This is a genomic window from Mucilaginibacter sp. cycad4, assembly GCF_034263275.1.
In the GTDB taxonomy this organism is placed as follows: Bacteria; Bacteroidota; Bacteroidia; order Sphingobacteriales; family Sphingobacteriaceae; genus Mucilaginibacter.
Map to the genome: position 1 here is coordinate 5,117,246 of NZ_CP139559.1, position 20,501 is coordinate 5,137,746.

A 20,501-nucleotide genomic window follows, 5' to 3' on the forward strand; every position below is an offset into this window, starting at 1 on the left:
CTGACCACTAAATAATTAAAAATAAGATTATGGAAAGTGCACCAAATAATAATGATGAACTAAATATACCACCGCTGATTACTCCAACCAATCTGGATATTCCGGCGACCGGGCAGCAAAGCAGTGCTGTGCCTATGAGGCTGGATAAGCAGGGCAACGTAAATCTTGATGTTATTCCGGCTGAGGATGTAAAAAAATACGGCGAGATGGGAAAGGACCTCAATCCGGGTGATGTTAACTCGATACTGAACTATGGTGTTGAGGTACAAAACTCCATGGAGAAATACAGCAACAACTTCCTTACTTCGGTGCGTACCTACAACTCGGGCGAGGTTGGCGTGCTGATCAACGACCTGCTTACCGAACTTAACTATATTGATGTTGATGAGCTGAACCAAAATGCGTTTACCTCGTTCATATCACATATCCCGTTTATGAAAAAGCTGGTAGTTGATACCAAAAAGCTTTTTCAGAAATATGATACTGTGGTTAACAATATTGATAAGATCACCAATAAGATCAAGGCTGGCCGTGTTAACTCATTGAAGGATAACAGCTCGCTGCAAACCATGTTTGACAGTAATGTTACCTACATTAAACAAATGGAAGACCTGATCATTGCCGGTCAGCTTAAGTACAATGAGCTTAACGAAAAGCTGGCTGTAATGGATGGAAACCCAACGGCCTACCAGGACTATGAAATTGCCGACCTGCGCGATTTTGTGAACCGACTCGATAAACGCCTGGCCGATTTAAAAGTGGTGCGTTTTATCATGATGCAATCGCTGGCGCAGATCCGCGTGGTACAGAATAACAATACTACCATTGCCGAAAAAGCGCAATCTATCGTATCAACCACTATCCCGGTTTGGAAAAACCAGCTTACCATAGCTGTAGCGCTTAACCGCCAAAAAGAGAACGTGGAGATGCAGAAAAAGATCTCGGACACTACTAACACCATTTTACAAAAGAATGCCGAAATGCTAAAACAAAACAGCATTGACGTAGCCCGCGAAAATGAGAAAACGGTAGTATCGTTAGACACACTGAAAAAGACCACATCATCGCTCATTGAAACCCTTACCGAAGTAAAACGCATTCATGACGAAGGTACTGCCAATCGCCGTACGCTTAACATCGAACTTCAAAACCTGGAAACAGAGCTTAAGAAGACGGTAACAAGTGTGAGCTAAGAGGCTTGCAAGATTATAGATAACCGTCATTGCGAGGTACGAAGCAATCCCAAACTATACAGGGCGAATCTACAAAGCCGCTCTGCCTATCGGGGATTGCTTCGTACCTCGCAATGACGGTTTAATGTTATAGCCTTTTTGTCATGCTGAACGTAGTGAAGCATCTTCTTCGCCCTGTATTGTCGCCTTGCCCGTCCGCTAAGCATGCGAAGAAAATCCTTCGCTATCGCTCAGGATGACAATAATAAAAGGTAGATGCGTTCTCACCCAACCACAACCGGCCTCTTCCCATACCTGTTTATAACCTCGGCCAAAATCAAATTAGGCGCCCAGCTTAAAAAAGCGATAATGAGGTAGTTATTATGAAAATTTACGCCATTACCTAAAACTGTAAATAGCCAGATATAAAAACGCAGGGTAACCGCTCTTTACTGGCGCAAGTATGAAGGGAAGGAACTGTGTGTAAAGGCTACTTGTGCCTTTATTGCAAGTAACTCCATCCACACGCAATCACATATCTACGCCATTGAAATGACAAAAGCAGCCTAAAATCCGGATAAACACATCCTATATTATACATAAGCTACTATAGTTAAAATCTATAACATATCAATTATAAGTATTCTGGAGGTGGTTTAAAATTTCTATATTTGCATAAACATTAAAAGAAATATCAAAATATGTTAACCATAGGACAAAAATTCCCCGAATTTTCTAAAACAGCAGTAGTAAGCCTTGAAAAAGGTAAAGAGTTTGAAACCCTTACTTCTGAGTATTTAACCAACGATGATAACGTTTGGACTGTAATGTTCTGGTGGCCAAAAGACTTCACTTTTGTTTGCCCTACTGAAATTGCTGAGTTTAACAAAAACTTTGGCGAATTCCGTGACCGCGAAACCCGTTTAATCGGTGCTTCTACCGACTCTGAATTTGTTCACGCTGCCTGGAGAAGAGATCATGACGATCTGCGCGATTTGAAATTCCCTATGCTTGCTGATACTTCAAAATCATTAGCTGAAGACCTGGGTATTTTAGAACCAACTGAAAAAATTGCTTACCGTGCTACTTTCATCGTTGACCCACAAGGGATCATCCGTTGGGTATCAGTTAACGACCTGAGCGTTGGCCGTAACGTGAAAGAAGTATTACGTGTACTTGACGGTTTACAAACTGATGAACTTTGCCCTTGCAACTGGGAAAAAGGTCAGGAAACTTTAACTGTATAATTATACAACAGATAATTGTCCCCGTACTGTATTTCGGTGCGGGGATTTTTTACACCCTTTTTTAAGTGTTTTATTATGTAGAGACGCATAATTGCGTTTCTCGTAGGACAAGCCGCTTGCGATATTCGTCTCCGTAACTTGCATGCGGGCGACGCAATTATGCGTCTCTACAGGAAAATAAAAAACAATCCCGAAAAAAATGAACGAAAGTACCGAAGTGATCCAGGAAATACTTGAAAGTATCGGATTAGATAAAAGCTACCGCACCGTGAGCCTTACCCTTTTAGAAACAGGCGAATCACGTTACCTGCGCGATCTGAAGCTGAACTTTACCAGCACCCTTACTTCAGCACATTTAACCAACAAAGAATGCGCCTTGTTGGGTTTAGCTACTGCGGCTAACAACAATAACGTCCCGCTAACCAACTACTTTACCAAATACGCTAAAGAAAACGAGGCCACCGATGCCGAAATTGGTGAAGCTGTTGGCTGTGCTTCATTACTGGCATCAAATAACATATTTTACCGTTTCAGGCATTTTACCCAAAAGGAAAAGTATACCCAAATCCCTGCGCGTATCCGGATGCAGCTCATGATGAAACCTGTTACCGGTAAAGAGTTTTTTGAACTGGCCAGTTTAGCCGTATCAGCAATTAACGGATGTGAAATGTGTGTAAATGCACATGAGGATTCGCTTATAAAATTAGGCACTACCGAAGAGCGAATTTTTGATGCGGTACGTATAGCATCACTAATTACCGCTACAGGTAAAGTCATATTCTAATAAGCTTAAAAAACAATAAAAAGCCTGTAAATATATAATTTGCCGGCTTTTTTGTTTTCCAGGATGTGCTAATGGGGTCCTTTTCGGACTAATGTGGTGGGTAACAAAATAAGTCTATAACGCTCCGGAAAAGACGCAGTTGGTTAATAGCTTCTTGCCGATGGCTGGAGAGCCAGTCGCGAACGTTTAATCTTGCGCCCGTTTTGCTAAAGTATATCAGGTACCATTGAACCAGTGCTTTTGGATATCAGAAAGGTTTTGATTTTCGTTGCTTTTTGACTTTATCTGGCCATAATTCTTAAAAGTTAAAAACTTGTGTATTATAAATTAAATTGTATTAACTTTATAATACACAGCCAGTTACCGCCATGTCAGCAGAAGCCAATAAAGCTGTTTCGCCTTTAAGTTGGGTTATTATAACCGGATTAGGTTTTGTATTGTTTGTAGCGGCGGCTGTAATACTCATGATCTTTAGCAATAAAGCTGCAAATTTAAGTCCGCAGGTTTATTTTTTTCTGTTAGTTTTTGTTGCCTTAATTGCATCGGGGTTTTTATTTGGGGCATTAAAAGCACATGCAAAATATAGCGGCAAATTGTATAATGGCACCTTAGCACTTGGCGGGCCTGCCGTGATCTTTTGCCTCATCATCTATTTCGGCTTGAAACTTTCGCCCGTAGCTGATTCATTTGATATCAAATTCATTGTGTTTGGTGACGAAAGCAAAAATGAGCTGGTAAATGGCGGATTACTTAAGATATTGTTCAACAAACCCGACTCGGCAAGGATCGAAAACGGCATTGTAACTTTTAACGAGTTGCCCGCCAATTTATTAGGCAAAAGTATTACTGTTACTCCTGCCGTGCCCGGCTACTACCGGCAAAGCCAGCAGGTAACTATCCCCGTTGATGGGCGTACGTCTATCGAGTTGCATCTTAAAAAACAAGCTGATTCCTTAATCGTAAACGGCTTGGTTGTGGATATGCAGGGCCAGCCTGTCCCCGGTGTATTGATTGTACTGGCCAATGGGCTTTATAAAACCAATGCTGATGAATTAGGCAATTTCAGCTTAATATTACCAATAAAAGATGGAACTGAACTTCCGGTGAGGATTTACAGGGGAAAAAAGCTGCGTTTTAACAGTACTCAGATTCTTTCGTCTAAAGTACCGCTTACCCTTCAGCTGAATAAATTATGAAAGCGGCCATTTGCATAATAATTATATGCATGACATGGCTTATTGGTTATGGGCAAACTATCGTTTTTAAAGGTGAGTTATTAAGCAACAATTCCTTAGTTAAAAATTATACGATAATTATCGACGGAAACCCGGCAACAACAAACGAATCCGGCGTATTTACCGCGGCCATCAGCAGCAGCACCACCCAGGTAGAAATTAAAACTTCCGACAAAAGTTATATCATCTTATACCCAATTGGGGGGAGGGTGCTGATACCTAAAAACCCATCGCTGCTAACGCAGATAGTACTGGAAAGTTTTCAATCGAGCGGGCAGATCAAGAGCTATATGGCATCATTGTCGCAATTAAAAGACGCAGCCAAGAGAGGCCAATCCGAAACAAAGGCATTACAGGCCAAAATTGATTCTATTGCTGCCAACCTTAAAAAATTAGGTTATTCTAATGATGATCTGAGAATTGCCCGGGAAAAACAGGATGGTATTGATCTGTTTTATCCCGAGATCAGCGGAGCCCTGCAAAACTATATACTGCAGGCACAAACTTTAATGATCGCCTTTAAATTTATAGGTGTATATGCCTTTGTAAATGTTAATGCGCTTACCCAATATGCGCAAACCCAAAACGGGTTCAACCAGGCATTTGAAAAATTATATGTCAACTATCCCACCTACTCAAAAAAAATGGCCGATTACTGGGACGACCCGTCACTTTCCAAAACATTTGAGGGTATTGCAGATACACTGATCTATGGTATCGGCAAAAATAAAATAGTCCCTTTAAATGATCTTAAAAACCAGATCAATCAATATTTTCAGAATCAGATCCCTGATAAGGATAAAGATAAGCTGAAAAAGGAAATCCAATCACAAATAGAAGCGCAGGTTCCACCCATTACTGATCAGCTTATCGCTATGGAACAACGTGTGAAACAATTTCTAAGTCTGTTAAAAAATTAATAGTCATTAATAACTAATACTAAAGCATTTTATCATGAAAAAGTTAATTTCTCCCCTGTATGTTATTTTGATCGTTATTACAACTTTTTGTACCACAAACTGTGGTAAAAGTAGTGATGGTGGCGGTGGTGGCGGCGTTATTGTTCTTTTAGGCGACCTTATAGGTTTCTGGCAGAGCGGTAACGATTCATTTACATTTGATGGACAGGGTGGCCAGCTTGGCGGAACAGGAACTGTTGGGGGTAGAAGCGGTGCGGTCACCAATAGTAAAATTGACAAGTATCTGGTTACTTTTGATCTTGTTTTTGAGGATGATCATAGTGTAAAGAACTATTCCGGAACTATAGATCAATCAAAGAAAATTTTAAAGTTAACTTCATCGGGGGCAACTGCTACTTTCAACAAGCAATAACAGATCATTCCCCGAGCATCAGGGCTGGCAATCTTTGCTAAAAAACAAGCAGAAAGAATGTCCGGAAGGGATGCCCCTTTAACGTTTATACATGTTCTCCTAACTTTAACAATGAAAAAGGCATGAAACCATAAAATTTCATGCCTTTTTCATAAATAGTATTTTATTGCCCAATAAAATTTGCGTTTATTAATTAAAATCCAGTAAATTTATACCTTAAGATTAAACAAACCCTGGTCGCGATATTTAAATATGTTGTTTATGCAGGGGGAGTAACTTAAATTTTAATTGTTAATTTTTTTTGGGGAAAGCCGTTCCGGTAATAGTGGAACGGCTTTTATCATTTTTAATGCGAATCAGCAACGGCTTTGAGTTTTTTGAACGGCTGCAAATAAAGCAGCGGTATCGAAAATAACATCACCAATCCCGAAATCCAGTAGGCATCGTCATAAGTTAGCAGCAATGTTTGCCTGGCAACCATGCCCTCAATGGCCTGGTAAGCCATATGCGTAGCATCAATCATCGACTTACCTTTAGCCATGAAGCCTTGCGTAAGCATGTGCAAACGATCATTGAACGGGTTATTGTATGGGTTGATGTTTACCAGCAGGTTATTGCGGTGCACCCCCTGCCGTATGTGGATGAGTGTGGTTAGCGTTGCAATCCCGAACGAACCGCCCAACTGGCGCATCATGTTGTTCAACCCTGATCCCTGGCCCAGTTCAGGACCTTTCAAATCGGCCATAGCCAGCGTGGTAAGCGGTACGAATAATAACGCCATACCTACACCGCGGATCAATAACGGCACTAACACGTCCTTCTCGCCCGTAGCCAGCGTTGAATTGCTCAGCATATGTGTAAATACATAAAACAGGAACATACCCGCTGTAGCCATAAATTGAGCTGGTATACCTTTATTTAGCATCTTACCTATAAACGGCATCATCACAATGGTACATAAACCACCAGGAAACAACAGCTCTCCTGTTTGCTGGGCATTAAAACCAAGCAGGTTTTGACAAAATACCGGGAACACGAACACCGAGCCATACAAACCAAACCCAAGTATAAAGGATGTGAACATCCCAACAGCAAAACTTCGATGCCGTAGAATGCTGAAATTTACGATCGGGTGCTCCGTGCTCATTTCGCGCCAGATGAACAATATAGTACCTAATACAGCCGATATGGTTAATATCAAAATATACGGTTTAGCGAACCAGTCTTCGCTTTCGCCTTTTTCAAGTACAGTTTGTAAGCTGCCAACGGCAATAGCCAGCAGGATAATACCCCACCAGTCAACCGGTTTACCTTTGGCATCCTTGGGCGTTTCGCGCACAAAGGTATAGGTACAAAATGCCGCCAGCGCTCCTACCGGGATGTTTACATAAAAGATCCATGGCCATGAGTAATTTTCAACTATCCAGCCGCCAATGGTAGGGCCAACAGTTGGGCCAACAACCGCGCCCAAACCAAACAAGGCTGTAGCAGTACCAATTTGTTCGCGTGGCCAGGTTTCAAGCAGGATAGCCTGCGCGGTTGAGATCAAACCACCTCCGGCAATACCCTGTAATATCCTGAACAATACCAGTTCATCCATACTGTGTGCGTTACCACATAAAAACGATACGATGGTAAATACAATGATAGACGCCATGAAATAGTTTTTACGACCAAAACGGCCGCCCAGCCATCCCGACATGGGCAATATGATCACGTTTGCTACCGCATAGCCGGTTACTACCCAGGCCACATCCTCAAGGGTTGCGCCAAGGTTACCCTGTATGTGAGGCAACGCTACGTTAACGATAGTGGTATCAATCAGCTCCAGTAATGAAGCTGTAATCACTGTAATAGTGATGATCCACTTTTTAAAGCCAGTTTCAGCCATAATATTATTCTTTAATTACTGATACGTTTACGCTCATACCCGGGCGTAGTTTTGCAAGCTCTTCTTTGGTGCCGTTAATTTTAATTTTTACGGGCACACGCTGTACAACTTTCACGAAGTTACCGGTAGCATTATCCGGAGGAAGCAGGGAGAATTTAGCACCTGTAGCAGGCGAAAAATTGTAAACCTGGCCTTCCAGTTTCATATCAGGATAAGCGTCAACTTCAATCTCTACTTTTAAACCATTTTTAATATTGGTAAGCTGGGTTTCTTTGTAGTTGGCGGTAATGTAAAGGCTGTTGTCATTAACAATTGAGAATAAAGTTTGACCAGCCTGAACCAGCTGACCTAACTGTACATTCTTTTTAGAAGCCAAACCACTTGCCGGCGATTTAACAACGGTATAACTTAACTGCAGCTTTGCATAATCAATATCAACCTGCCTTTGTGATACACCTGTATGGGTAACGGCCAACTGGCTGCGGGTAGTACCAACCTGCTCAACAGCAGCTTTGTATTGGTCTTGAGATGCTTTGTAATTAGCTTTTGCAACATCAAGATCAGCTTTAGCCTGGTCAAATTGTTGTTGTGTTACTGATCCGTCTTTTACCAGGTTGGCATAGCGGTCATAATCTTTCTGAACTTTCTCTAAACGGGCCAGGTTTGATGTTACCGTTGCCCTGGCACTTGCAGAGTTTGCCTGGTTAGCAAAGATCTGTGATTGGTTTACACCAATACCTGCGCTTGCACCTACCTGTGCAGCCTGAGCCTGCTCTAATTTTACTTTATAATCGGCGTCGTCTATTTTAACCAGCGGCTGGCCAACATTTACGTGGGTGTTTTCTTCAAAATAAATTGAGTCAACATATCCGCCAACGCGGGCAACTACAGGGCTGATATCGCCGTCGATCTGGGCGTCGTCAGTATCAATGTGTTTACTAAAGTAGATGTATTCTTTTATACCGAAAATTACGCCGCCAATAAGTACAATGCCTAATATGATGGGGATAACTTTGTTTTTCTTTTTCGGTTGTTCCGGTGTTTCTTGTTCCTTTGCCATTTTATTTAAAAGGTTTGGTATTATTATTTGTTGATTTTTCCAGTTGATTTTAATAGCGTATAGTAAGCCAGACCAGCATCGGCTTTAGCCAATTCTAAGTTGATCTGTGCCTGGTAAAGCAATGTTTCTGCATCGGCCCTGTCTGTTGCAGACGCTATATTACTTTTGTATTTTGATTCGAGGATCTTGTTGTTTTCGCCAGCCTGGTCGATAGAAGTTTGTAAAAGTTTCACTTTTTCAAGCGCCTGGGTATAGCTTTGGTAGCTTTGATTTACCTCGTCCTTTATTCTATCGGCAGTGATGCCTTTGTTGATCTCAACCTGCTGCTCCTGGATCTTAGCCTCGGTAACTTTATTTTTGTTGGTCCAAAGTGAGCTAAAGTTCCATGACACGGTTAACCCCACCGATATAGGGGTAATAAAATTACCGCTTTTAGGTATCGGGTTGGCGCTTACATCAACATAATAAGCAGCAGCCGATGCGCCTACGGTTGGCAGTTCATTTGCTTTAATGCTTTTGGTGTTGGTTTCGGCCACACGGCTGCGCAAAGCAAACTGTTTAAATTCAGGGCGGCTGGCCATAGCAGTATCAAGGTAAGCCGTTAATGGGTTAACCTGCCTGTCGGCCTCGGTAATCTGATCGATGTTTAGCTGCGTACCTTCTGGCAAACCTAACAACACGTTAAGGTTGTAATTGATGATCCGGCGGTTAGTTTCCAGGTCAACACCATTAACCTCGATGTTTGAACGCTGCAACTGAAAGCGCAGCACGTCGTTCTTGGTTACCAGGCCCTGATCAAAAAAGCGCTGTGCCTGTTTAATTTGCGCATCAACAGTAGTTAAGTTTTGAGTCACTACCTTTTTGCTTTGCAGTACCTTGTAAAGGTTATAGTACGAGCTAACGATGTCATAAACTACCTCGTCTTTATCGTTTTCCACATCCAACCGGGCTACCTGGGTAAGCATTTCGGTAGATTGACGGGCGTATTTCAATTTATTACCGCCAAATATGGTTTGATTTAAGCTCAGGATCCCTAAATACGCATCGGCATGCGATGGCAGGTTAAAGCTTTCAGAACCAAGGGCCAGCCTGTTGGCAGGGATCTGGGCGCGATTGTAACCGTAGCTTACTTTACCTGTTGGCAATGCTTCATCTTTTGCCTGGTTGTATTGAGAAACAGCCTGCTCAACTTTCGAGTTTGATAGTTTTAAAGTTTTGCTGTTGTCGAGGCCGAGTTTAATGGCTTCATCAAGCGTGATAGTCCTGTCTTGTGCGTTTACGGCAAAAGGCAGGCCTAAAACTATGAGGGCGATACTGCCGCGTAAAACGGGCCGTAACACCTGTTTTAATAGTTTAAGGTGGTCGGTTTTGTTATTTGGAGTTGTCATGTTCATTTAACTAAATAAGCTTTTAAAAGTCTTTTCATGTATGTTTTTACCCGTGGTTTCAGTTCAGCTTCCATAAACTTTTCATCACGAATATCATGTCCCAGTATTAATGATGATAGCTGAGGCATGTTAACTATATAATTTTTTGTACCAAAGAGGGTGGCTATTACCAGTGGTATATCAGCATCAGCATGAAACAGGCCGTTGTTTACGCCCTCTTCCATAATTCTTTTTACCTCGTACACATTTACCATCAGTATCTCGATGATCTTATCGGTAAGGTCACCACGCTTGTTCATGGATACTTCCCTGTTAATAAGCTTTTGAAAACAGTTGTTGGCAATAATACGCTCAACGTAATTGTCGATACATTTGTCCAGTTTATCCCAGGCCGTCATGGTGCCATCGCTGCCAATGTTTTGCAGCAACGTGCGGAACGAATTGATCTTGCGTTCAAATACTGCCAGGAAAAGTCCCTCTTTTGATCCAAAATAGTAATTGAGCATAGCCATGTTTACACCGGCTTCGCCCGATATAGTACGGGTGGAGGCACCGTCATAGCCCAGATCCGCGAACACCTTTTCGGCTACGTCGAGGATGTGGTCTTTTTTATCTATTTTATCTTTTTCCATTGTTTTAACGGCACAAAATTAATCAAACGATTGATTAAGCGCATCGGATTGAAGCAGAAAAAGTTAATCGGTTGATTAAGATTACCATCGAATGACAGATTTGTTTGACAGCACTTAAGAAAATTGTAAAAATTAAAACTATTTGTTGAAACATTTAATATTAACCGTCAAAAATCTTAACAGATTGATGGCCACAGTAATCGTTTTGTTATATTGTTGATACAGGAAATACAGAATATCTATCTTTCAATATATTTGTTGCTATGAAGCGTATCCACCTCATTGTAGTATTCCTGCTTACAACCGCATTTTCAAAAGCTCAAACCAATCCGCCTACCGATCTTGGCACTATTCAGCAAAACCTGAAAAAGCTTGATGTGCTGGGTAGCGTATTATACGTAGCAGCCCATCCCGATGATGAAAATACCCGCCTGCTTGCCTACCTGGCCCAGGAAAAACATTATCGTACAGGCTATTTGTCGCTCACGCGCGGCGATGGCGGGCAAAACCTGATTGGCAATGAGCAAAGCGAACTTTTAGGTTTGATCCGCACGCAGGAACTGCTGGCAGCCCGAAGGGTTGATGGCGCCGAGCAGTTTTTTACCCGTGCCAATGATTTCGGCTTCTCAAAAGGGCCGGAGGAAACGCTGAAGATCTGGGATAAGGAAAAAGTATTAGGCGATGTAGTCTGGGTGATCCGCAAGTTCAGGCCGGATGTAATTATTTGCCGTTTCCCCACAACCGGCGAGGGCGGTCACGGCCATCACACCTCCTCGGCCATATTAGCGCAGGAGGCTTTTACAGCTGCTGCCGATCCCAACCGCTACCCCGAGCAGTTAAAATACGTAAAGCCATGGCAGGCCAAACGCCTCTTGTGGAACACTTTTAGCTTTGGCAGCGTCAACACTACCGCGGCCGATCAGTTTAAGATTGATGTAGGCGTTTATAACACCATCCTGGGCAAAAGCTATGGTGAAATAGCTGCCGAAAGCCGCAGCAACCACAAAACCCAGGGCTTTGGTTCGGCCAAACAACGCGGCGAATCATACGAATTTTTTAAAACCATTTTAGGCGATGCTCCCCAGAATGACCTGATGGATGGCGTTAATACTTCATGGAAACGGGTTAAAGACGGAGACGCTATTGCTGCCCTTACAGGCGTGATCAGGCGAAATTTCATCAGTGAAGCTCCTGAAAAATCGCTGCCTGCCTTAGTACAATTACTGATGAAGGTAGAGAAAGTATCAGATACCTATTGGCGTGAACAAAAAATCAAAGAGTTAAACAACCTGATTGCCGCGTGTGCAGGTTTATGGTTTGAAGCTTATGCAACAGAACCTACCTATGCTTTGGGCGATAAAATGAGCCTGCGTGCACAGGTAATTAACCGCTTTAATTATCGTGTTAAAATAAACAGCATTGATGCTAATGATAGCGCGCTGGCCCTTCAAAGCAAAGAAATACCTTTTAACCAGCTGCAAACTTTTGAAACCACGGCCGCAGCATCCGCATTAACTCAGCCGTACTGGTTGGCAGCACCGCATCCAACAGGTGTTTACACCTTGGCCGATAATACGCTGGCCGGCAACCCCGAAAATCCCGATCTGCCCAAAGTTACTTTCCAGTTTATTATTGAGGGTAAACCCATAAATATTGATCGCCGCATTGTATATAAATATGTTGATCCGGTTAGGGGCGAGGTTTATCAGCCCATTGAAATAACGCCGCCGGTAACAGCCAACATTGAAAACAAGGATTATATTTTTAGTACGCAGCAAGCACAAACGGTACTGGTAAAACTGAAAAGCTTTACAAAAGCCAGCGGTACCATCAGCCTTAAACCCATTGCAGGCTGGAAAATAAGTCCCGAAAAAATTGACTTTACAGATAAGGACAAAAACGATGAATGGTCGGTAGCATTTACAGTTAGCCCAACCGATACCAAAACCAAGGCGAGCGATCTGGAAGTAGTAGTTAACGCCAATGGCAAACCGTTTTCTCTGAGCCTGCTCCGTATCAGGTACGACCACGTGCCGGCTATTACCTTATTCCCTCCCGCACAAACAAAACTCGTTTACCTCGACCTGAAAAACAATGGCAAAAGAATTGGTTACATTGCCGGTGCCGGCGACCAGATGCCCGAAGCCCTGCGTCAGGTAGGCTATGAGGTGCACATGCTAAGTGAAAATGGGGTTACCAACGGGGATCTTTCAGGTTATGACGCAATAGTAACAGGGGTACGCGCCTACAATGTGAATGATCGCCTTGCTTATCAGCAATCCAAATTAATGGCATATGTAAAAAACGGCGGCAACCTGGTTGTACAATACAATAACAACAACGGCATCGTAGTAAAACAAATAGGCCCGTATCCGTTTACCGTAGTGAACAGGAGGGTTACTGATGAAAACGCCGAAGTAACAGTTTTAGATCCCCAAAACCCCGTGTTAAACTATCCCAATAAAATAACTAACGATGATTTCAGCGGCTGGATCCAGGAACGCGGGCTGTATTTTGTAACCAATATCGATCCGCAATACAAACCCATCTTTCAAATGCATGACAAAGGCGAAGAGCCTCTTAACGGATCGCTCATAGTTGGCGATTATGGCAAGGGCAGGTTTGTCTATACTTCGCTGGCATTTTTCAGGGAGCTGCCTGCCGGCGTCCCGGGGGCTTACAGGTTGTTTATTAACTTGCTGAGCAAACCGAAGTAAGCGAATACGTTTAAAAACGAATAAACAGATCGTCATTGCGAGTAACTATCAGGGAAACCCTGAAAAAAATGTGATGACGTGTTGAAAAATTACTATTGATAGTCAATGACTTACAATCACGTCATTATAAGGTACGAAGCAATCCCCAAGAAGCAGAGCGGCTATGCAAATCCTCTCTGTAAAGTCGGGGATTGCTTCGTACCTCGCAATGACGGTTTATTCTTTACCTTTTCCGTTTATCCCCCCAATTATCCGACAAAAAACATTTTATGTTATCAAAACCGTGTCAATTTCAGCACGTTAACAATTTTTTAATATAAAACACTTTCAATTACAGTAAATTCTATTTACGTTTGAATTTTTTCTTGATGTAGCTTCAAATAATTTTTTACCTGAAGCACATGTTACGCGTCGACAGTTCCAAACCATGCCAAATTATTTATGCCATTGCAAAGCATGACTACCTGTCGTATGTTATTGAGCCTCACATTGTTCAACTCAACCCTAACGGTGAATTTTCCTTAACTCACCAGCGCTTATTTTCCAATACAGCCAAAGAGTTCTGCGAGTTTCTGGATGATACCGATATCAAACTGGTTAAATTGCTGGAGGAAATGGAGCAGGGAAATGTGATCAAAAGATACTATAAAAAGCCGATCCGTCCGTTCGAGTTTTTCTCCAAGATCTTCAACGAGCAGATGTTTGATATGATCCGCCCGAAGCTGGAGAAACGCATAGCCGAAGCACTGTCATTACTTTGTGGTAAACAGGTATACCAGATGAGCAAGGAGGGCTATCCCGGCGAGCGGAAGCTTCAGCTGGCCACCGAAGCGGCATCGGTACTGTTCCACTTCAGGCGCAACGAGGAGGAGATCAGGTATTTCCCTACCATCAAATACCAGGGCATGCGCATCGAGTTCATGTTTAAAAATGCAGAGATCATTTGCAATCACCCGGCCTGGATGTTGCTTGACGATACCCTGTATTATTTTGACAAGGAAATCGAAGGCAAAAAGCTGCAACCATTCCTGAACAAGCGTTTCATTGCCATCCCTAAATCATCGGAGCAATCATACTTCGAAAAATTTGTTGCTCCGCTCATCGAAAAACATAATGTTTACGCCGAAGGCTTTACCATCAACACCGAAAAGTATGATGCCCGCCCGGTGCTTAAACCCATTTATATCGAGGGCGGCACTTCGCAATTGCAGCTTTCCTTTAAATATGCCGGCTATATATTTCCCTATGGCGATGGCAGGCATATTTCTGTACGGATGGAAAAAACCGGCGATGATTACCTGTTTCATCGCATTAAGCGCTCAACTACCTGGGAAAAAGGTAAAATGCAACAATTGGAGCACCTGGGGCTTAAAGTTGCTTCTTCACTGTTCCAAAACCTTGAAGTTGCCGGTCATGATGATGATGACGACCGCTCATTCTCGGTTTTTGAATGGCTTAACCAGCACCACGATCAGCTTATTGAACAAGGCTTTGAACTGGAACAACCCGAAGGGCAAAAACGCTACGTATTTGGCAGCAGTAAAATTGAACTTGTAGTAACCGAAAATAACGATTGGTTTGATATCAATGCCATGGTAAGCTTCGGGCCATACCGGATCCCTTTTATACAGCTTAAAAATCATATCCTTAATCGTAAAAAGGAGTTTACTTTACCATCGGGCGAAATTGCCGTCATTCCCGAACAATGGTTTTCACAATACGGCAACCTGTTACACTTTACCGAAGGCAGCAACGAACTGAGACTTCGCCGCCATCATATTGGCCTGGTCACCGATTTGGCCGAAGGCGAAATGGCCAGCGTTACCATGACCCGTAAACTGCAAAAGCTTACCAATTTTGATGAGCTTGAGGATGCGCCGATGCCTGTTAATTTCGAGGGTAATTTGAGGCCGTACCAAAAGGCCGGCTATAACTGGTTCCATTTTTTAAAGCAATACCATTTTGGCGGCTGCCTTGCCGATGATATGGGTTTGGGTAAAACCATCCAAACTTTATCATTGCTGCAAAAGCACAAGGAAGATACAGAAAACGCAGGAGGCAAAGCCACTTCTCTGGTGATCATGCCAACCTCGCTGATATATAACTGGCTTAATGAAGCCCGCAAATTTGCACCGCAGTTAAGGTTGATGGTACATACCGGTACCATGCGTTACCGCAATGCTGATGTATTTGCCAATTACGATGTGGTGATCACCACCTATGGTATCAGCCGTATTGATATTGAAATGTTTAAAGGTTTCTTTTTTGATTACGTGATCCTGGACGAAAGCCAGAATATTAAAAACCCGTCGTCAAAATCATACCAGGCGGTTAAGCAGCTCAAGTCGCGCTTTAAATTGATCTTGAGCGGTACCCCGGTCGAAAATTCGGTTAATGACCTGTGGACACAAATGTCGTTCATTAACCCTGGTTTATTGGGCGCGCAACAGTTTTTCCAAAACGAGTTTGTAGCTCCGATAGAAAAGAAAAAGGACGAGGATAAAGCCCGCAAGCTCCAGGCACTGATCAAGCCTTTTGTGTTGCGCCGCACCAAAGAGCAGGTGGCAACAGAATTACCCCCTAAAACTGAAAACCTTTTCTACTGCCAGATGACAGAAGAACAGTCGTCAGTTTATGAAGAGGTAAAATCCGAATACCGGAATGAGTTGCTGAAAAGCCTGGAGGACGGCACTTTCGCCAAAACGCAGATCCAGGTATTACAGGGCCTGATCAAGCTAAGACAAATTGCCAACCACCCGATCATGATCGATAAGGATTACGAAGGCGACAGCGGTAAATTTGAAGATGTGGTGCATACCTTGGGCAATGTGCTGGACGGTGGTCATAAAGTGCTGATATTTTCGCAGTTTGTAAAGCAGCTTAGCATTTACCGCAACCATTTTGAACGGGAGGGTATTCCTTACGTATACCTTGATGGTGCTACGCAAAACCGGGGCGATGTGGTTAAACAATTTCAGGAGGATGAAAAAACGCGCGTGTTCCTGATTTCGATAAAAGCTGGTGGCGTAGGCCTCAACCTTACCGAAGCCGACTATGTATTTATTCTCGATCCATGGTGGAACCCCGCCGTTGAACAGCAGGCTATTGACCGTACGCATCGCATTGGTCAAACCAAAAACGTATTCATCTATAAATTTATCACCAAAGATTCGGTTGAAGAAAAGATCCTGGCCCTGCAACAGCGTAAGCTCAGCCTGTCACGGGCGCTGATCACGACGGAAGAAAGCTTTATTAAATCCCTTACAGCGGAAGACATTAAGGAGATATTGGGGTAGGCCCCCTACCAAACCCTCCCCTAAAGGGTGAGGGCTTTAAAAGAAAAAGCGATGAGTAATTAACGCTCATCGCTTTTTCTTTTCTGATAACACGCAGTTTTTTTAAGTCTCACCCTTTAGGGGGAGATTTAGAGGGGGCTTTATTTCAGCTTACTCAACGCCGCCTTCACCCTTGGTATCAAGGCTTCAATTTCGCTAAGCGGCGTTGCACCTACTGATGCACGGAACCAGTTCACTTCGTCGCCGGTACCGAAGGCAGAGAATGGAACAAAAGCAGCTCCTGCTTCTTTAATCAAATAGAAGTTGATATCTGCCGAGTCCTTCAACACTGTGCCATCAGGAGTGGTTTTGCCGCTGTAATCTATTTTTAGGGTAAGATAGATAGCGCCCATAGGCTCAATAGAATCTACATTTAATCCGCTGGCTTTCATTTCCTGGAAACCTTCGTGTAAGGCGGTCAGGCTTGCCTGGATCTTTCCTTTTAAATCATCAAGGTAACTGTTTACATCAGCCTCATTGGTTAAAAATTTGGCCATAGCCATCTGCTCAGGCTTCGGCGACCATGCACCCATATGGCCTACGATAGCTTTCATATTTTCGATAACCAGCTCCGGGCCAAAACCCCAACCCACACGTACGCCGGTAGCTGCAAAACATTTTGAGCCGCCATCAACAAAAATGGTGTAGTCCTTTAATTCAGGGCGAAGGGTTACCGGATCGTAATGCTTATGCTCACCAAAAGTTAATTGCGAGTAGATTTGATCGTATAGTAAATACAGCGGTTTCTCACCTGCAGCACGGCTCTTGTTTTCGGCAATTACAAGATCGCAGATCTCTTCCAGATCTTTCTTGCTGAACATAGTACCAGTAGGATTTAAAGGCGAACACAGCGCCAGTAAAGCTGCTCCTTTTAAATGCGGGCGGATATCATCTGCCGTAGGCATAAAATTATTTTCGGGAGCGGTAGGGATAATCACAGCCTCTGCGTTTAGCAAATCACTGTAATGATTATTGTTCCATGACGGTGCAGGGAAAACCACTTTTTCGCCGGGGTTAACTACCGCCAAAAATATAGAATAGATCAGCGGGCGCGAGCCACCTGAAATCAGGATCTGGTTAGGGGCATAGTCAAGACCTAAACTTCTTTGCAAAAAGCCACTTACACTCTCGCGCAGGTCAAGCATACCATCGGCAGCCGGGTAGTTGGTTTGATTATGATTATAGGCGTCGATGATCTTATCCTTTAATGGAGTTGGGATAGGATAAATATTGGAGTCGAAATCGCCGATGGTAAGGTTGGCGATATTCTGGCCTTGTCGTTTTAATTCGTTGATCTCGCCCGCAATCTTGATGATCTCCGAGCCATGTAAATTTTGAGCTAATAAAGAAACACTCATGGATTTATGTATTTATGAGCGGCAAAGATAGCCGATTGAGGTGAAAGGCGAAAGGATAAAGGCGAAAGGTTGGGAAGGAAGGCGAAAGGTTAAAGGCGAAAGGTTGGAAAGAGGTGAAAGCTAAAAGGTAAAAGGCGAAAGGTTGATCCGGTTATTATAAAAGCAGTATGGTCAAAAATACAAAAACCTTTTGCCTTTATCCTTTCCCCATTAACCTAAAAAGAAAGGTCAAAAGCATAAAAGAAAACCTTTTGCCTTTGACCTTTCGCCTTTAACCTAATCGCTACGCGATTAAAGATACGCTTTGCGCAGTTTAATGATCCGCATCCAGTGCATGAGTTTCATCACGGGGTAAACCGGGTCTATCTCAAACCATTTAGCACCAAAATTGGCCTTGTTGGGGTGTTTGTGGTGATTGTTCTGAAACAATTCGCCCAGCATCAGAAAATCGAAGGGGGTTGTATTTTTTGATTTATCACCATTATCAAAGTTTTGATAACCGTACTTGTGGCCGCACCAGTTAACAATAGCTCCATGAATAGGCCCCATTAAAAAGTGGATAGGAATCAGCAGGAACATCCACCAGGCAGTAGCAAATTCCACATAAAATAAAATGTATAAAATACCGAACGAAATACGGGATACAATTGATGAACCTATTAAATCGACAAAGCGCCATTCAGGAATATTACCTTTAAAACGCTCCTCGGGCTCTTTTAGTTTCTTTACATGCAGGCTGTAACTTTTAGCCGTATATATCATCATCTGGAAAACATCCTTAAAAAAATGAGGCGAATGCGGATCCTTTTCGGTATCACTGTATGCATGGTGCTCACGGTGCATAATAGCATAGGCCCTGGGGTTTAAAAACGATGATCCCTGGCAAACATAAGTAAGCAGGTAAAACATTCCTTCGTAAAATTTATTGGTAGTGAACATTTTGTGCGATGCATACCTGTGCAGGAAGAACGTTTGGAAGAATAGCGACAGAAACCAGTGCGCTATGAAGAATATGATAATAACCATTGAATTGTAGAAAATAGACTTATTTATAATCTTTCCAAAGATACGATTTAAAGCCTTATAAAGTTTTTAATATGTGAATAATGATAACAGCGCTAATAAAAAATGCCGTTCCTGGTATAGAAACGGCATTTGCTTAAAAAAGTTATTTTACCGGGGTTATAATAATTCAAACTGTTCGGCTAATAAACGGTACGATTCCAGCCTGTCGTCAAAATTTTCGGTAATGGTAACGGCCATAATTTCATCTACCTCGTAATCATTGGCAAGCCAGGTTAATTTCAGCTTAAGCTCAGCCGGAGAGCCGGCAATTACACGGTAACGGTTATAGCGGATGCGGTCCTGTTCGGCGGGCGTATATTCCACATCCTTTACATCATCATAGCTTAAGGGAACAATAGGCCCGCCTTTTTCAAACTGTAAAAAGCGGTGGTCCATAACGGCCTGGTGCTGTCTTACCTTTTCCGGATCTTCAGAACAGAAAATAAATACAGCTACGTTAGCCTGGGGCTGCTGCAGATCGTCAGATGCCTGAAACCGGTCTTTGTACATTTTAACACTTTCCGGGCCGCCATTAGGGTTAATAAAATGGGCGAAGGAAAAACCCATACCAAAATGCGCCGCAAATAAACCGCTTTGCCCGCTCGAGCTCAGTAGCCACATACCGGGTACGGTTTTAACCTGCGGGATAGCCCTGATACGTGCCTGTACGGTTCCCGGCTCATAGGTATCATGAAAGTAATTTTGCAAATCGGCCAATTGTTCCACAAAATCCTGCTCCCTGAACTGGTTTGAAGGGTTAAGGGCTGCTGCTGTAATCCTGTCGGTACCCGGAGCGCGGCCCATACCCAGGTCAATCCGGCCGGGGAACAATGCCTCCAACATCCGGAAGTTTTCGGCAACTTTAAGGGTGCTGTGATTTGGCATCATAATACCGCCCGACCCCATGCGCATGTTTTTGGTTTCGCCCGCCAGGTGAGCCAGTAGCACCTCGGGGGTTGAACCCGCTATAATACCCATATTATGATGTTCCGAAATCCAAAAGCGGGTATAGCCAAGGGTATCGGTATATTTTGCCAGTTGTATGGTTTCCTGTATGGCCTGCTCGGCAGTGGCGCCTTTTCTTATCGGCGACTGGTCGAGCACGCTTAGTCTGATCTTATTTATGCTCATATGTATTGTGAACACAAAAATAAGCGTCGGGTTGCAGGTGGGGTTTATACCAGGGCTTTTATGGCATTACGATTACTATTACCGCTGCATCAATTTTGCTCCTGATAATAAAACAAGCCCCGCCGGAGAGGCGGGGCTAAACATAATTAACTAT

The 20,501-nt window shown here is 43.1% G+C and carries 15 protein-coding genes; 8 read left to right on the forward strand and 7 right to left on the reverse strand.

Going from position 1 to position 20,501, the window contains the following annotated elements; all coding sequences use genetic code 11:
- Window positions 1-29 precede the first annotated feature (29 nt).
- The 6 genes from SNE26_RS20760 (at window position 30) to SNE26_RS20785 (ending at window position 5,770) form a co-directional block, all read left to right on the forward strand.
- The gene (locus tag SNE26_RS20760) at window positions 30-1,193 is read left to right on the forward strand and encodes a toxic anion resistance protein (RefSeq protein WP_321555813.1); all 1,164 of its coding nucleotides are present in this window, start codon (window positions 30-32) and stop codon (window positions 1,191-1,193) included.
- Window positions 1,194-1,873: 680 nt separating this feature from the next.
- Window positions 1,874-2,419 carry a peroxiredoxin gene (locus tag SNE26_RS20765; RefSeq protein WP_091172945.1) on the forward strand — a complete coding sequence of 182 codons (546 nt, stop codon included), beginning with the start codon at window positions 1,874-1,876 and terminating at the stop codon, window positions 2,417-2,419.
- A gap of 199 nt (window positions 2,420-2,618) precedes the next feature.
- On the forward strand, window positions 2,619-3,203 hold the full coding sequence (locus SNE26_RS20770; RefSeq protein WP_321555814.1) for a carboxymuconolactone decarboxylase family protein: 585 nt from the start codon (window positions 2,619-2,621) through the stop codon (window positions 3,201-3,203).
- Between the two features lie 368 nt (window positions 3,204-3,571).
- Window positions 3,572-4,399 (forward strand): carboxypeptidase-like regulatory domain-containing protein, encoded by an 828-nt coding sequence (locus SNE26_RS20775; RefSeq protein WP_321555815.1) that lies wholly within the window; start codon window positions 3,572-3,574, stop codon window positions 4,397-4,399.
- Window positions 4,400-4,428: 29 nt separating this feature from the next.
- Complete coding sequence (locus SNE26_RS20780) at window positions 4,429-5,358, forward strand: hypothetical protein (protein ID WP_321555816.1); 930 nt, start codon at window positions 4,429-4,431, stop codon at window positions 5,356-5,358.
- Window positions 5,359-5,392: 34 nt separating this feature from the next.
- The gene (locus SNE26_RS20785; RefSeq protein WP_321555817.1) at window positions 5,393-5,770 is read left to right on the forward strand and encodes a hypothetical protein; all 378 of its coding nucleotides are present in this window, start codon (window positions 5,393-5,395) and stop codon (window positions 5,768-5,770) included.
- Window positions 5,771-6,116: 346 nt separating this feature from the next.
- On the opposite strand, the gene SNE26_RS20790 is transcribed toward SNE26_RS20785, so the two are convergent.
- Genes SNE26_RS20790 through SNE26_RS20805 form a run of 4 tightly spaced genes read right to left on the reverse strand, consistent with a single transcriptional unit; the run spans window position 6,117 to window position 10,741 of the window.
- Complete coding sequence (locus tag SNE26_RS20790; RefSeq protein ID WP_321555818.1) at window positions 6,117-7,661, reverse strand: DHA2 family efflux MFS transporter permease subunit; 1,545 nt, start codon at window positions 7,659-7,661, stop codon at window positions 6,117-6,119.
- Between the two features lie 4 nt (window positions 7,662-7,665).
- Window positions 7,666-8,721, reverse strand: coding sequence for an HlyD family secretion protein (locus SNE26_RS20795; protein ID WP_321555819.1), 1,056 nt, complete (start codon window positions 8,719-8,721; stop codon window positions 7,666-7,668).
- Between the two features lie 23 nt (window positions 8,722-8,744).
- Window positions 8,745-10,109, reverse strand: coding sequence for a TolC family protein (locus SNE26_RS20800; RefSeq protein ID WP_321555820.1), 1,365 nt, complete (start codon window positions 10,107-10,109; stop codon window positions 8,745-8,747).
- A 2-nt stretch (window positions 10,110-10,111) separates the two neighbouring features.
- Window positions 10,112-10,741, reverse strand: coding sequence for a TetR/AcrR family transcriptional regulator (locus tag SNE26_RS20805; protein WP_321555821.1), 630 nt, complete (start codon window positions 10,739-10,741; stop codon window positions 10,112-10,114).
- A 263-nt stretch (window positions 10,742-11,004) separates the two neighbouring features.
- Here SNE26_RS20805 and SNE26_RS20810 point away from each other — a divergent pair, with 263 nt between their 5' ends.
- Window positions 11,005-13,458 carry a PIG-L family deacetylase gene (locus SNE26_RS20810; protein ID WP_321555822.1) on the forward strand — a complete coding sequence of 818 codons (2,454 nt, stop codon included), beginning with the start codon at window positions 11,005-11,007 and terminating at the stop codon, window positions 13,456-13,458.
- Between the two features lie 401 nt (window positions 13,459-13,859).
- On the forward strand, window positions 13,860-16,754 hold the full coding sequence (locus tag SNE26_RS20815) for a DEAD/DEAH box helicase (RefSeq protein ID WP_321555823.1): 2,895 nt from the start codon (window positions 13,860-13,862) through the stop codon (window positions 16,752-16,754).
- A gap of 140 nt (window positions 16,755-16,894) precedes the next feature.
- Here the strand turns inward: SNE26_RS20815 and SNE26_RS20820 are convergent, their stop codons facing one another.
- The 3 genes from SNE26_RS20820 to SNE26_RS20830 all read right to left on the reverse strand — a co-directional run bounded on the left by SNE26_RS20820 (window position 16,895) and on the right by SNE26_RS20830 (window position 20,347).
- Window positions 16,895-18,151: an aminotransferase class I/II-fold pyridoxal phosphate-dependent enzyme gene (locus SNE26_RS20820; RefSeq protein WP_321555824.1), complete on the reverse strand. Its 1,257-nt coding sequence runs from the start codon at window positions 18,149-18,151 to the stop codon at window positions 16,895-16,897.
- Between the two features lie 291 nt (window positions 18,152-18,442).
- On the reverse strand, window positions 18,443-19,177 hold the full coding sequence (locus SNE26_RS20825) for an acyl-CoA desaturase (RefSeq protein WP_321555825.1): 735 nt from the start codon (window positions 19,175-19,177) through the stop codon (window positions 18,443-18,445).
- Window positions 19,178-19,333: 156 nt separating this feature from the next.
- Entirely contained in the window at window positions 19,334-20,347 is a 1,014-nt protein-coding gene (locus SNE26_RS20830; protein WP_321555826.1) for an LLM class flavin-dependent oxidoreductase, read from the reverse strand.
- Window positions 20,348-20,501: the final 154 nt, after the last annotated feature.